Origin of the sequence: Pandoraea pneumonica (assembly GCF_049918595.1) — a bacterium.
Lineage (GTDB): Bacteria > Pseudomonadota > Gammaproteobacteria > Burkholderiales > Burkholderiaceae > Pandoraea > Pandoraea pneumonica_A.
In genome coordinates, this window is sequence record NZ_JBNCRZ010000001.1 from 324,846 (window position 1) to 339,593 (window position 14,748).

11 protein-coding genes are annotated in these 14,748 nt (G+C 61.7%); 3 read left to right on the forward strand and 8 right to left on the reverse strand.

The features are described 5' to 3' along the window. Positions 1-61 precede the first annotated feature (61 nt). Complete coding sequence (locus tag ACPWR9_RS01515; protein WP_426312561.1) at positions 62-2,764, forward strand: LuxR C-terminal-related transcriptional regulator; 2,703 nt, start codon at positions 62-64, stop codon at positions 2,762-2,764. 233 nt (positions 2,765-2,997) lie between these two features. On the opposite strand, the gene ACPWR9_RS01520 is transcribed toward ACPWR9_RS01515, so the two are convergent. The 5 genes from ACPWR9_RS01520 to ACPWR9_RS01540 form a co-directional block, all read right to left on the reverse strand. Then, positions 2,998-3,855 carry an alpha/beta fold hydrolase gene (locus ACPWR9_RS01520; RefSeq protein WP_426312562.1) on the reverse strand — a complete coding sequence of 286 codons (858 nt, stop codon included), beginning with the start codon at positions 3,853-3,855 and terminating at the stop codon, positions 2,998-3,000. Positions 3,856-3,938: 83 nt separating this feature from the next. Next, positions 3,939-5,201, reverse strand: a complete 1,263-nt coding sequence (gene mhpT, locus ACPWR9_RS01525; RefSeq protein WP_426312563.1) for a 3-(3-hydroxy-phenyl)propionate transporter MhpT — start codon at positions 5,199-5,201, stop codon at positions 3,939-3,941. A gap of 132 nt (positions 5,202-5,333) precedes the next feature. After that, positions 5,334-6,119 (reverse strand): 2-keto-4-pentenoate hydratase, encoded by a 786-nt coding sequence (gene mhpD / locus ACPWR9_RS01530; RefSeq protein ID WP_426312564.1) that lies wholly within the window; start codon positions 6,117-6,119, stop codon positions 5,334-5,336. A 35-nt stretch (positions 6,120-6,154) separates the two neighbouring features. Further along, the gene (locus ACPWR9_RS01535) at positions 6,155-7,114 is read right to left on the reverse strand and encodes a 3-carboxyethylcatechol 2,3-dioxygenase (RefSeq protein ID WP_426312565.1); all 960 of its coding nucleotides are present in this window, start codon (positions 7,112-7,114) and stop codon (positions 6,155-6,157) included. A 2-nt stretch (positions 7,115-7,116) separates the two neighbouring features. Beyond that, positions 7,117-8,964, reverse strand: coding sequence for a bifunctional 3-(3-hydroxy-phenyl)propionate/3-hydroxycinnamic acid hydroxylase (locus ACPWR9_RS01540; RefSeq protein ID WP_426312566.1), 1,848 nt, complete (start codon positions 8,962-8,964; stop codon positions 7,117-7,119). A 311-nt stretch (positions 8,965-9,275) separates the two neighbouring features. Here ACPWR9_RS01540 and ACPWR9_RS01545 point away from each other — a divergent pair, with 311 nt between their 5' ends. After that, positions 9,276-10,094, forward strand: coding sequence for a DNA-binding transcriptional regulator (locus ACPWR9_RS01545; protein ID WP_426312567.1), 819 nt, complete (start codon positions 9,276-9,278; stop codon positions 10,092-10,094). Here ACPWR9_RS01545 and ACPWR9_RS01550 read toward each other — a convergent pair. From ACPWR9_RS01550 to ACPWR9_RS01560, 3 genes are read right to left on the reverse strand one after another with little or no spacing between them, the layout of a single operon-like run. Beyond that, on the reverse strand, positions 10,078-10,896 hold the full coding sequence (locus ACPWR9_RS01550; protein ID WP_426312568.1) for an HpcH/HpaI aldolase/citrate lyase family protein: 819 nt from the start codon (positions 10,894-10,896) through the stop codon (positions 10,078-10,080). The two genes, ACPWR9_RS01545 and ACPWR9_RS01550, sit on opposite strands and share 17 nt — an antisense overlap. Positions 10,897-10,916: 20 nt before the next feature. Continuing rightward, positions 10,917-12,095 carry a CaiB/BaiF CoA transferase family protein gene (locus ACPWR9_RS01555; RefSeq protein ID WP_426312569.1) on the reverse strand — a complete coding sequence of 393 codons (1,179 nt, stop codon included), beginning with the start codon at positions 12,093-12,095 and terminating at the stop codon, positions 10,917-10,919. 40 nt (positions 12,096-12,135) lie between these two features. Continuing rightward, positions 12,136-13,506, reverse strand: coding sequence for a 2-hydroxycarboxylate transporter family protein (locus tag ACPWR9_RS01560; protein ID WP_426312570.1), 1,371 nt, complete (start codon positions 13,504-13,506; stop codon positions 12,136-12,138). Positions 13,507-13,716: 210 nt separating this feature from the next. Between ACPWR9_RS01560 and ACPWR9_RS01565 the strand changes: the two genes are divergently transcribed. Continuing rightward, positions 13,717-14,712, forward strand: a complete 996-nt coding sequence (locus ACPWR9_RS01565; RefSeq protein WP_426312858.1) for a LysR substrate-binding domain-containing protein — start codon at positions 13,717-13,719, stop codon at positions 14,710-14,712. Positions 14,713-14,748 lie beyond the last annotated feature (36 nt).

Below are 14,748 nucleotides of genomic sequence, written 5' to 3' on the forward strand. Positions count from 1 at the left end.
GCTAACGTATGGGCATTGCCGCCCGCGACGCAGGTGGCTCGGCGCCACGTCCTGTCTGCCCATGCTACCTACGCTGATTCCAACCAAACTCGCGCCCGCGCCAAAGTCGAACGCATGGCTCGAGCGACGACGTCTGACGCAGATGCTGACAGACGACTCGCACCGCGCCATCCTGATCTGTGCTCCCGCCGGATACGGCAAGACGATTCTGATGAGTCAGGCCTTCGCCTCGATCAAGGCACGCGGCGAACGTGCCGGCTGGGTCAGCGTCGATCGGCACGACGCCGCCCCCGTCAACTTCCTGACTTACCTGATGGCGGCTGTTCAGCGGGCCTGCCCCGGATTCGGCGAGCGTTACTTCAGTTTGTTCCACGGGCGAAGCGGCATGGATGTCGATGTCTACCTCGACGCGGCCCTTGCGGAACTCGCCGGTCTCGAGCACCCGGTGGTCGTTTTCCTCGATGACATTCATTACGCCGCGAGTGCAACGCTCACGGAGATGCTCGAAGCCCTGCTCCGCTACTCGCCCGACACGGTGACGTTCGTCCTGGCGGCCCGAGACGTCCAGCATCATCCCTTTTGGCGTCTGCGTGCGGAAAGCCGCCTGACCGTGATCGACGCTCAGGCGCTGAGCTTCGGCGTCGACGAAGCCAGCGAGTACTTTCAGGTGTGCGCGGGCCGCACGGTCGAGCCAACCCAGATCGAGACACTGCTGCGCATGACCGAAGGCTGGGGCATGGGACTGCAACTGGCGCGCATCGCTTTGGAGAAAGCGCGCGACCCCGTGGACGTCATTCGCCATTTTTCGGGCAGGAATCAGGACATCAGCGGTTATCTGCTACAGAACGTGTTGGACGCACAGCGCCCGGAGATACAGGAATTTCTGCTCAAGACATCGATTCTCGGACGGCTATGCACGCGAAACTGCGACGCACTTCTGTCACATATGGTCAGCGCAGAGATCCTCGACTATCTGATGCGCGCGAATCTCTTTCTCGTCGGGCTCGATGGCGAGGGCCAATGGTATCGGTACCACCCGCTCTTTCAGGAGTTTTTGCAAAAGCGCCTCGAAGCCATCTATCCGGAGGAACGGGTTCGGTTGCTGCGAACGGCCAGCTTGTGGTTTCGCGAGCACCAGTTCGCGGAAGAAGCGCTGGCGCTTGCCTGCGCGACGCAAGACATGCCATTTATTGCGAAAACGCTTGAGGCCACCTGCAACACGCTCGCTTACATCGGCAATCACAGTGCATTTCAACTGGCCGTGCGATCGGTACCGCAGGCGACAATCAGCAAGTTTCCCCGCCTCGCGCTCGATCAGGCGTGGATGGAAATGATGAACTGGAATTTTGGCCGGGCACGTCATTTGCTCGAAACCGTGCAACAGCACTTGAGCACGCATCCTGATGTCCGTGGCGTACTCGACGAGTTGTTACTTCACCGGCGTCTGGTTCTCGCATTTCATTGCGGTGAAATTGCCGATGCGGCAAGCCTCAGCGAACAATGGCTTGAGCGTTATCCGTATGGTGGCCGCTTCATCACCGGTACGGCCAACAGCGTGCTCATGCTCGCTCGCGCCTACCAGATGGACAACGCGGGGCTGACGATGGCATCAGCCAAGGCGCTCGACCAGTATCAGGGCAGCGGGCTGCGAAACGCTATGGTCTGGCACAGTTGCATTCTCGGATTGACGCACGAGTGCAGCGGCAATGTGACAGAGGCGCTGCACGCGTACACGCAAGCGTCGGAACTATCAAAACATTTGGTTGGCGCGCCACCGGGTGTCATGGCAATGCCAGCGGTGCTCACGGCTCAGGTCCACTACGAACGCAACGAACTCGACGAGGCGCGAAGGCTCATCGATGCGAGCCCTGAGATGATTCAACCCGGCGGACTGGTCGAATACGCAGTCGCCTATTTCCTGACACAGTCCCGGCTACTTGCCGTCTCGGGTGACGCCTCACAAGCTGCCGCCGCACTTGACCGAGGACTTGATTTCGCATCGGCGTATGCGCTATCGCATGTGACACGGGCATTTCAGGCGGAGCAGGTACGGCAATTCCTGTCGGCAGGCCGAATCGATGAAGCCAGGACCATCGGCAAGGATATGGGACTGTTGTCCGATGCCCCGAAACTTCCCGGCGACGGTGCTACCGTGCGCGAGGCCGCCATGGCCATGACCTGGGGCAGGATCACGCTATGTTCGGGTCAAGGCAAGGCGGCATCGACATTGATGCGACGCTGGATGGAGTATTGCCTGTCGCGCAAATGCTATCGGTTAGCTGTTCAGTTCGCCGTACTTGCGGCGCATGGAAAATGGCTTTCCGGCGATGTGGGTGGTGCGCTGCGACTCCTTGCGCCGGCGTTACGGCTGTGCAAGCAACTAGGTATGGTGCGCACGATGATTGACGAGGGCGCACCGGCACACGCATTGCTCGTCAAACTCTACGAAGCCGAGGGGTTGCTCAACGTCGACGAAAAGGTCTTTGCTCGGATGATGATGCGGGATATGGACGCGCGTCTCAATGCCGCTGCGATTCACCTGACGCCGAGCGTGGCCGACTCGGCGCTCGCCCCGCTTAACAATCGCGAACTTGAGATACTTGCGTTGATGAGTCAAGGGATCACAGGACGCTTTGTCGGTTTGCGCCTTGGCATCACTGAGGGAACAGTCAAGTGGTACATGCAGCGCATCTTCGACAAACTTGGCGTACGTAGTCGCAGAGAAGCGATCGAGGCCGCCCGGGCGCTCGGTCTGTTTAGTTGAATGAGCTTTTTCGGTTGTCCATCGCTCGCAGTTACGGAGTTTATTGTTAGATTGCTCGAGGGTTCCTGGCACACCGTAGGGCATTACGGAGTTAATTTCTAACGGCGCGCCTCCGAACCCGGCGTAACCATTAGCGTCTGATTACTGAGTTATTTGTTTTACATCACCGCTGATGCAAAACAATGGGCTCCGTCAGCGCAGAGCCTCATTGCTGCGCATCAATTTTCATCACTTCAATGCGCCAGGAAATCAAGAACCATGCGATTGAACGCGTCGGCGTGCTCCCACTGCACCCAGTGGCCGCAGCGATTGAACACGTGCAACTGAGCGTTGGGCAGCCCTGCCAGCAGGCGCAAACCAACGTCCATCGGCACAAAACGGTCTTCGCGCCCCCAGACGATCAACGTCGACGCAGCAATCTCACCGAGCCGCGCGCCGTAGTCCGTGAACTGCTTCGGATTCGCCGCAAGGCTCTTCACGAAGTTCTCGAGGTGTTCACGAGACGCGAGCATATTGTCGAGCCTGGCCTGCATCAGATCGTCGGTGATGGCGCTGGCATCGAAGACGAACACATTCATCATCCGCCGCAAATTCTCGATGCTCGGCTCCTTGTACAAACCGTTGAGCAACTTGATGCCTTCGGTCGGCATCGCCACGAATTGGCTGGGTCCGCCAGTGCCACCGCCCATCAGAATTAACTTGCCGACGCGCGCCGGGTTCGACAACGCAAATGCCACCGTGCTGTGTCCCCCCATCGAATTTCCAATGATGTGCACTCGCTCGATGTCCAACTCGTCGAGCACGGCCTTAAGAACTCGAGCGTTGAGCTCGGAACGCGATCCGGTGTTGACCACGGGATCGCTCTTGCCCCATCCAGGGCAGTCGACCAGAAGGACGCGATATCCCGCGTCAACCAACGGCTCAATGTTGCGGCTGAAGTTGGCCCAGCCCGTAGCGCCGGGCCCCGAGCCGTGCAGCATCACAACCGTCTCTGAACCGCTGCCGACGTCGTTGTAATGAATGCGAAACACGGTGTCCGCGTCGCGAATGGTGACGAAGCGGCTCGTCGACGCTTCAGTGATTGCCGTCATGATGACCTTCCCTTATCAGATTCGGAGATTCATAAATTAGAAAATTCCACACTTGAAATGCGCAAAACTTCGCAAACACGTATTCAGTGCCCCGGCTGAACGGCGCCCGCCTCGACGCGAGGCTCGAAGGTCGCCACGACGGTCAACGCGGCGATGGCGGCGATCACGATCAGTGGAATGCTCGAGGACACGAGCATCGACGCGCTCTGCCCCAACGCAAACAATTGCCCCGCGATCAGCGGTCCGAGAATCGAGCCGAGTCGGCCGATCGCCACCGCGGCGCCAACCCCCGTTCCGCGAATTTCGGTGGGATACGCCTGACCCGCCATCGAATACAGCACCGACTGCCCACCCACGAGAAACAGGCCGCAGAAGAAAGCACCGCAGGCCATCGTCAACGCACCGATGGCGCTCGACAGCCCGGCCAGCGACAACGCAATGCCGAGATACATGCCGATCACCGTCAGGCGCGGCGAAAAGCGGTCCATCACGTTCGAAATACCAATGGCACCGAGGCCGCCGCCCACGTTGAACATCATGATCGCCACGCCCGCCTGTTCGCGGGACAAGCCGTTGGCCACGACCATCGACGGCAGCCAGTTCATCAGGAAATACAGCACGATCAGCGTGCCGAGATAGCTAACCCATAGCGCAATGGTCGTGCGTGTGCGGCCTTCCTTCCACAGCGCGTGCGTTACACCGGGTGTGGCGCTCGGTAATGCGGCGTTCGATGCCCGTGCCAGTCGCGTTTCGACGAACTGCGCGGACTCACGCAGACACCGGCCAAGCAACGGCACCATCAGCAACGGACCGAAACCGCCGACATAAAACACATGACGCCATCCCTCCTCGCTCGGGCTGACGATACCGATGACGGCCGCGAGTGCTGCACCGAACGGCATGCCGCAATACATCGCACCGACGGCGATGTTGCGATGCCCCTGCGGCGCTGCTTCGGCACACAGGGCAATGAGGTTGGGCATGGCAGCACCAAGGCCAAGACCGGTGAGAAAGCGCGCCGTCAACAGCGATTCGAAACTCCACACATGTGCGGTGAAGAGCGAGAAAATGCCGAACAACGCGACAGACAACATCAGCACGCGTTTGCGCCCCCAGCGATCGGCCAGCCGCCCGCCTAGTGCGGCGCCCGGCAGCAGTCCGATGGCGCCGGCGCTGAACGCCCACCCCATCTGCGCCACGCTCAAACCGAACTCCTTTGCGATGCGTGGTGCCGCCACGCCAGCCGATTGCAGATCAAGGCCTTCGAGCAGTGCGATGGCCAGACACAAACCGATCGTCGCGAGGCTTCCCTTCGAGGCCGCGACGCCTTGGGATGATTCATTCATTGCTGAGTCTCCAGATTCACGAAGTCCGCTCTTGATGGCGGTGATGGTGTTGATAGCGAAATTACCGCGATGGCGGTTGACGCCGGGTTTGCCCTGTCACGCTGATGGATGGGATATCGGACGCAGTGCGCCTCACGAAAAGACCGCGCGGACGCTGCCCAGACCCTCGATCTCGGCGACGAACGTTCCCGCTTGCGTGACCGGCACCATTGGCCCAAGCGCGCCGGTGAGCACGATGTCGCCCGCGCGCAGTGGCGTGCCGAGCTGCGACATGCGGTCTGCGAGCCAGACGGCGGCATTGAGAGGATTGCCCAGGCACGCCGCGCCGTTGCCGCGCGACAGCACTTCGTTGTCGCGCGAGAGTGTCATCGCACAGGCCGTGAGATCGACGTCCGAGAGCTTCACGGGGCGGCTGCCGAGTACAAACAGCGCGCTCGACGCGTTGTCGGCCACGGTATCGACGAAGCGGATATCCCACTGCTCGATCCGACTGTCAACAACTTCCACGGCCGCCACAGCGTAGGCACTCGCGCAAAGAATGTCGGCGAATGTGTGCGTCTCCTGCACCAGGTCACGCTCAAGCACGAGCGCGATTTCGGCTTCGACCTTCGGTTGGATAAGACTGGCAAGCGGCATCGGCTGCGCGTCGCCGTATGCCATGCTCGCGAACAGCGCGCCGAAGTCGGGCTGGTCCACGCCAAGTTGCTTTTGCACGGCCAGCGAGGTCAGGCCGATCTTGCGCCCGACAATGCGCTCGCCATTGGCCACCCGCGCGTCAACGTTGCGCTGTTGCACCGCGTAGGCAGTCGCCATGTCGTCGAGCGCGATCTCGCCGCGCACGGGTGCGATGGTTCGACGTGAGGCTTCCGCCTCACGAAGGCGATCGGCAAGCAGGTGAATCAGTTGGGCATTCGACATTGGAAAATCCTCGTGGTGACTCTCGTTTCTCGTGTTCAAGCCGCTGCGGCCAACAGCGGCTGCGGCGAAGCGTGCATGGCCGCAAAACCCGCGATCCATTCGGGAATCGGACGGTAGTAATCGACGCTCGCGCGGTATTCGCCATAGACGGCGAGCATTGCGAACGCGGCAACCCACGCGCGGATCTCGTGCGCGGACTTGCCGCCGTCTCGCGTGATGGCATCGTTGCTCATCGCGTCGATGACGCGCCAGTCGCCGTCTGCCAGGGTTTGCAGGAAATCGCGGTCCCATTGCGGATTGAGCGGATGCATATGGCTGCTTCCCGCGGCGAATGCCTTCGCCGCGGCCACCGTGCGCGCCTGACGCGCCGCACGAGATTCGGCTGACGGATTGCGTCCGGCAATCAAACGCTCGGCGACTTCTTCTGTTGCGCCGATGAGCTCGGGTACGGGAGGCTCATGTGAAATGCCGCCCGAGCCAACCACGAGCACGCGCTTATCCGTTTGCGCGAAGAACCGACCGATCGCATCGCCAAGCAACCGTGAGCGGCGAAGCGTTGCCATCGGAGGCGCGACCGAGTTGATGAATACCGGTACGACGGGATAGGCATCGAGGCGGCTTGTCAGCACTTCCAGGGCATAGGCGAAGCCGTGGTCGACCTGCATGCGGTACGACAGTGCAACGTCGATATCACTCGACAACACGTGCTCTGTGAGTGCATGTGCGATGTTCGACGGCACCGGCAGCGTGCCCGCGAGACTCTTGAAGTCACCAATGGCCGTGGCCTGCGCACCAATACAGAACGGTGGCATGACGTCATAGAAAAACCCGTTGAAGTGATCGGGCGCGAACACGACCACGAGCTCTGGGTCAAACTCGCGCACACGCGCTTGCGCAGCCGCCTGTACGCGCGCCACTTCCGACACCACGTCATCGTCTGGGTCGAAATAGCCGTGCAGCGGCGTGTGCGACAGGCATTCAAGATGAATCGGCATGCTCAGGCTCCGGCAACTTGGGTCAACACAATGTCGTTATCGATGCGCGGCGGCACCGGCGAGAGTCCACTCGCCACGAGACGAATCGGGTCCTCCACGAGCGCCGCTTTGCGAGCCAGTTTCAAAAGCGAATCCGAGACTTCCTGCGGCGCGCAAACCCCTGCAATGAAGCGGTCTGGGCGCATCAACACCACCGACTGCGCACGCGCGCCAAACCACTCCTTGAGGCGACCCTGTGCATCACCGATCGCGATAACACCGTCCGGCACGTCGTCCATAAACGCGAGCTGGGTGTCCGGCTTGGCGAGCACGAAGCGAACCCCGAGCTGCTTTGCAACGACGCGTGCTTCCGGCGTCAGACCAAATGTCGGATCGGCTCCCCAGCCGATCACGGCGAAGTGATTGCCGATGACGTCGTCAAGTCGGCGGGTTTCCCCGTCGATCGTTCGCACTCGCGGCTGAATGAACAGACGCCCGGCCGGGGAGCCGGCAGACGGATCGCGGCCGTACACCCAACGGCCGAACCAGGAATCGCGCTTCTGGCTCATCAAACCGAGCAGGCGCCCCGGAGCCGAATTTCCTGAACGCTCCAGTCGCCGCGCGAGCCATCCGCCGGTGCTCGTGGGCGGCGGGAGCAGGACCACGCCCTCTTCGTAACGCGGCATCGGCTTGAAGCGCATCTCGACGAAGTAACGCTTGACGGACGGAAACCAATTTAGGCTGCGCACGAAGACATCGCGGAAGCGCACACCAAGGCGCGTAGTCGGGGCGAAGATGTCGCCCGCCACTTCTGACAGATGGATCATGGCGCGCGCATGCGCGCGCCGTTCGGCCGTGTAGGTGTCGAGCAACGCACCGTGGCACTGGCCCTTCACGACCATCGCGAGCTTCCAGCCGAGATTGTTCGCGTCGCGAATGCCACTGTTGTAGCCCTGCCCCTGCCACACCGGCATGATGTGCGCGGCGTCTCCTGCGAGCAGCACCCGTTCGACACGGAACGTCCCGGCCAGCCGCGCGTTGTGCGTGTAGACCCGTTTGCGGATGTAATCGACCCTATCGGGATACGCGACCACCTTGCGGATCAGCGCAGCCAGATTTTCCGGTCTGGACAACTCATCTTCCGTCTCGCCCGGCATCACCATGAATTCAAAACGCCGAATGCCATGCGGCAATGCGGCCGATACATACGGGCGATCATGATCGCAATGCAGGTACACGTGCGGCGAGCCGACCGGGTCATTGCGCACGTCGACCACGATCCACTGGTTCGGCTTAGTGCGCCCCTCGAACGGCACATGCAAGAGGCGGCGAATGAGGCTGTTACCGCCGTCCGCGCCTACGACGTAAGCCGCGCGAACTGTGCGCGTTTCGCCGTCGCCCTTGCGCGTCGTCAGCGTGACGCCGTGTTCGTCCTGTGTGCAGGCCTCGACGCCATGACCGAACAGCACCTCGACGTGCGCAAAGCGCGCCAGGCCGTCGAACAGGACGCGATCGGCCAGAGGCTGAATGAACGCATTACGACGCGACCAGCCGAACTCGTCGGTGCGCGGCTCGATCGACGCAAAGCAATGGCCGTCGCGCGTGAGAAAACGCATCCAGTGATCGGGCGTGGTGTGGGGGAGCAAGGCATCGGTGAGGCCCACCGCTTGAAACACACGCAGCGCTTCGTCATCCAGACCGATCGCGCGCGGATAGTCGATGAGCTGATCGAGCTTCTCGATGATAGTGGCGCGCACGCCTTGCAGGCCAAGGATATTGGCAATCATCAGCCCGACGGGGCCCGCACCGACAATGGCGACGTCGGTTGTGATGTCTGCCATGGCATTGGACGCATTGACGGAAGTAGTCATGTGTCTCGCTCCTTTACTTTTCTTGGGCACGAGCACGCCCCCGCGCCTATCTCTCGCGTAGTGATGACGTGCCGCTGTAGGTGAATCGGTGGCGGATCGTGGTGTCCGCTTGTCTTCGCTTCGTTGGCCCGGGTCGGGCCAGGATCCGCAGTCGAACGGCCAGCCTTCGGCGAATGTCGTTCGGACGGATAGGGACGGTGTCTCCGTTAGCGCTCTGATTTTTTTCGAGTTTATGCAGGTCGCAAAAAGCGCTCAACACTTTCACCGAAATGTGCATAGAATGCACAAGATTGATTTATATGGGATTTTTGATGAGCAAGTACCCGAACGTTCGAGGCTTGTCGCGTGGGCTATTGGTGTTGCGAGCCATGAACGTCATGGAACGAGGTCGCGCAACGCCTGCGCAACTGAGCGAAGCTACTGGCCTGCATCGCACGACCGTGAGGCGTTTGCTCGAGACATTGCTGGAGGAAGGGTTAGTGCGACGCAGCACCTCTGACGACACCTTTCGGCTGGCACTCGCCGTGCGCTCGCTCAGCGAAGGCTTTACCGACGACGAGCGTGTCGCGACGGTCGCTCCCCCGGTGATGGGGCAGTTAATGCAGCGCGTCGTATGGCCATCGGACCTGACCACACCCGATGGCGACGCCATGATCATTCGCGAGACAACACATCGCTTCAGCCCACTGTCGTTTCACCGTGCGATGGTCGGCCGTCGCCTGCCGATGCTGTTCACCGCCGCTGGGCGCGCATACTTCGGCATGTGTCCTGACGCTGAACGCGAAGACATTCTCGACTTGCTGCGCACGGGCACCGGCGGCGAGTTGCAGCAGCGCTTTGCCAGCGACGACGCCTTTGTCCGCAACCTCGTACGACAGACGCGCGACAACGGCTTTGGCTCGAATCACGGCGACTGGCTGGATCAGCGCAAGATCGGTGCCGTGGCCGTCGCTATCCCATGCGACGGTCGTGTGCTCGCCAGTCTGAACGTGATCTATCTTGATCAGGCCGTGAGTCCCGCAGAGGCCGTGCGACGCTTTGTGCCGCCCCTGAAAGACGCGGCCATGCAGATCGCGGCGGCAATATCGACGAAATCAGCACCCTCGACCAACATCACCCCACCGAACTAGCCAATATCTCCTGCGCCTTCAGCAACACCGGCGTGTCCACCATCTTCCCGTCCAGTGCGACGGCCGCGCCGCCGCTGGCTTCGGTCGCTTCGATGACGCGTCGCGCCCACACGACCTCGTCGTCGCGCCACGCGAAAGCAGCATGCACCGCGGCGATCTGCTTCGGGTGAATGCATAGCTTGCCGCGAAACCCGAGACGTCGCGCGCGTCGGGCTTCCTGCTCGATCACCGTGGCGTCATCGAACACGGTTGTCACGCCGTCGACCGGCGCCCCAATGCCCGCGAGTCGCGATGCCAGCGTCAGTTGCGAGCGGAAGTAGAGCAACTCGTCGCCGTCGCCCTCAATCCCGATGTCGAGTTGAAAATCGATCGTGCCGAACATCAGCCGCTCGACGCGTGGCGCCCCCGCAATCGCATCGAGCGCGCCGAACGCCCTCGCCGTCTCGATCAGCGGCACGATGCGCAACGCCTCGTGCGCACCAGTGGCCGCGGCGATCAGCGTCGCGGCGTCCTCGGCTTTTGGCACCACCAAACCGGCCACGCGCGGCAAAGCCGCAAGCGCACGCACGTCGTCGGCAAACCAGTCGGTGGTCACCGCATTGATGCGCACATAAATAGGCGTGTCGACGGAAGACGTGTCGCTCGTCAGCCATTCGCGCACTGCCTCGCGCGCGGACAGTTTGTCCGCAAGCGGCACCGCATCTTCGAGATCGACAATCACCGCGTCAGCCCCGGCGGCCAGCGCTTTATCGAAACGCTCCGGACGATTACCCGGTACGAACAACCACGAACGAGAAGGCATGATCGGCATCTCCGGCGGCGTCAAACCGCGTGCTCGCGGTGCATCTCGGCGATCTGTGCCGGGGTGAGTCCCAGCTCCGAGAGAATCGCGTCGGTGTGTTGCCCCAACGCAGGAATCGGGTCCATCCGCGGTTCGAACGACGCAGGCACACCCGGCGGAAGCGGAGCGGTGACCGGACCATTGGGCGTCTGCACTTGTGTCCAGCGACCACGCGCTGCCAACTGCGGATGGTTCCACACGTCATGCATCGAATTCAGATTGGCGTTGGCAATGCCGACGGAATCGAGACGCTCAACCAGTTGCGCGGCGCTCAGATGCATAAATGCGTCGTCGATGATGCCGCGCAAGATTTCGCGATTCTCAAGCCGCAACGGGTTCGAGCGAAAGCGAGCGTCGTCGGTCAGCGCGGGGTTCTCCAACACCTTCTCGCAGAACACCTTCCACTCGCGTTCGTTCTGCAAGCCGAGCATCACCGTCTTACCGTCGCCGCAAACGAACGGCCCGTACGGGAAGATCGTGGCGTGCGCAGCGCCCGCACGCGGCGGCGGTGTCTGATCGTCGATCGCGTAATACAGCGGGAAACCCATCCACTCGACCATGCACTCCAGCATCGAGACGTCGATGCGGCAGCCGCGCCCGGTCTTCTGACGTTGCAGCAGCGCCGACAGAATGTTGGTGTACGCGTACATGCCCGCTGCAATATCCGCAATCGAGCACCCCGCCTTCGCCGACGCTTCAGGCGAACCCGTCACCGACAAGAACCCCGACTCACTCTGAATCAGCAAGTCGTACGCTTTCTTGTCGCGATACGGACCGTCTGGGCCGTAGCCTGAAATGCCGCACACGATGATCTGCGGATACTTCTCCGCCAGCGCTTCGTAAGACAAGCCAAGCCGGTCGGCGGCGCCCGGTGCGAGGTTCTGCACCAGCACATCGGCGTCGGCCAGCAAGCGGTGCAACACGTCTTGCGCAGCAGGCTGCTTCAGATCGAGCGCCAAGCTCTCTTTCGAGCGATTGGTCCAGACGAAGTGCGACGACATGCCTTCGACACGCGCGTCATACGCCCGCGCGAAATCGCCCACGCCGGGGCGCTCGATCTTGATGACACGAGCGCCGAGGTCGGCCAGTTGACGGGTGCAGAACGGCGCCGCAATGGCGTGTTCGAGCGCGATAACCTTGATGCCGTCGAGGGGCCTCATGACAACGATCTCCGGATGAGAGTGATAGATGGGCGAAGCGTCAGACGATCTTGGCGAGCACGATGAGGCTCAGCGTGATCGTGATCGCGCCGCCGATGCGAGTGGCAATCTGCGCGAACGGCATCAACCGCATGCGGTTCGCGGCGGTGAGAATGGCAACGTCGCCCGTGCCGCCAAGCCCGCTATGCGTGCCCACCACGATGGCCGCATCGATGGGATGCATGTCCATGCGGCGTCCCACGAAGAAGGCTGTCACCATGAGCGTGGCCACGGTCGCGACAATGGTCACGAGGGTCGGCACGTTGAACGAATCGATAATCTTCTGCCACGGCGTAATGACCACGCCAATGGCGAACAACAGCGGATACGTGACCGCCGTCGCAAAGAACTTGTAGACCACGCCCGCGCCCTGCTCCAGACGCGGCGAGAACACGAAGAACACCTTGGCCGCGACAGCCAGCACCAGCATCATCACCGGACCCGGCAGGCCCAGCGTGTTCTGCGCGAGCATGCCGACGAAGTACAGACACACGGCGATCATGCCCGCAGCGGCAATGTCGGTGGCATCGACAGGGGAAGTCGATTTGGCAGCCTCGGGCAGTTCGTCGTCGCCCGAGCGCATCAGTTGTCCGTTGCCGGTCAACGACGGATAACGCTTGCCGATGGCATTGAGCACACCCGAGAAAACAATGGCCGTCACATTGCCCAGCATCACGGCGGGCAACGCCTGCGCCAGCAGTTCGCCAGCGGGTTGATGCAGCACCTCGGAATAGCCGAGCGTGAGCGGAATCACGCCCTCGCCAAGACCGCCGGACATTACCGGAATCACGACGAAGAAGATCGTATGGAACACGCCCATGCCGAGCAACGTGCCTACCGCCGTTCCTACCGCACCGGCGAGCAACGAACCGATCACCAGTGGCACGAAAATGCGCAGGAATCCGCCGATCAGCACCTTGCGGTCCATGCTCAGAATGCTGCCGACGATAATCGCGGGAATGAACAGATACAGGAAGTTGCCCGCCTTCCAGAACGAGACGATCGGTGTGACCACCGACGGCGGCAACGCATGCGTGAAGACCAGATAAGACGGCAGAAACGTCACCAGAATCACCGGACCGCCAATGCTGCGGAAAATCGGAATGCGTTGGCCAATCTCCATGCAGGTGAAGCTGCACACGGCGAGGAGCGCGATGATCGGCGAGAGCTCGGCCGAGAGTTTGCCGGTCACCGCCGTCGCGATCAGCGCGAGCGCCAGCACGATGTGAACCGGCAGCGGCACGATGCCGATGCGCATGTCCATGAGTCGCCACCATGCGTCGCGCCACGGGTGCGCTGTGCCGGTCGAAGCGGTGCCGCCCGAGGGCGCATGTTCGGCCGTACCAAGGGGAGTGCGTTCACGCATCTGCATTTGTTTTGTCTCCGATTTATGCGTTTTCCTGCCGCACTATAGGCGCGCAAAACATCGGGGAGGAAATACCGATTTCGGATACGGGCATAGGCCACGCCTATGACTTGACCGCCGAATCGTTCCCATCAACCGGGAAAACCTGGCCACATCGGCGTTTCAACTGGGTGCATATAGGGGTACGCTATGGCTTTCCCTTATTCCCGATCGATCATGGATGTCCGGCAACTGCGCAACTTCGTCGCCATCGTCGATAGCGGCAGCCTGTCTAAAGCGGCCGAACGGCTGCTGATCGCGCAACCGTCGCTGAGCCAGCAACTGCGCACGCTCGAAGAGGAATTGGGCACGCAGTTGCTCATTCGCAGTGCACAAGGCGTGGTGCCGACCGAAGCGGGCAAGACGATGTACCGGCATGCGCGCGTGGTGCTGCGTCAGATGGAGCAGATTCGCGAAGAAGTGCGCGAAGGGGGTGGCAGCGAAGCGGGGCCGGTCGCCGTGGGCTTTCCCACAACCATTGCCGCGATTCTTGCCGTACCGCTGTTCCAGCGCGTACGCACGCAATATCCCGGCATCCGCTTGCAGATTTTCGAGAGCATGAGCGGCTACATCAGCGAGTTGTTGGCTAACGGACGGCTCGATCTGGCGATGTTGTTTCGCGACTCTGAAACGCGTGGCATCTCCGTCATGCCGCTGTTCGACGAAGAGCTGTATGTGATGGGCGGGCATCTGGTCTGCCCGGAGATTTATGCGGACGCGCCAGCAGGACAGCGCGAGCGGGGCAACGACGTGGCGAGCGGTACCTGCGAACTGGCCCGCCTGGCGAATGTGCCCTTGGTAGTGCCGAGTGCCTCGAACGGCCTGCGGCTGCTGATCGAACGCAGCTTTTCGCAGGCCAATGTCGAACTGAATATCGTTGCCGATATCGATTCGTTGCCAACGCTGATCGATATCGCCCGAGCGGGCGACGCGTGTGCGATCTTGCCGTCGTCGGCGCTCGCGCCACGCGATCCGGCACTACGACCAAAAGCGCTGCGCATCGTATCGCCGCAGTTACAGCGCCCCGCCAGCGTGTGCTGGTCGAACTCGTTACCAGTGGGTTCCGCCACACTCGCCGTCCGGCAGTGCATTGCCGATCTGATCGGTGAGCTACAGGCCGACGGCCACTGGACTGGGATCACCCTGCGCCCGTCAATGCCGCCAGCGCCTTGATGCCATGATGGCGCGCGCCCGACGGAACGTTTCGGT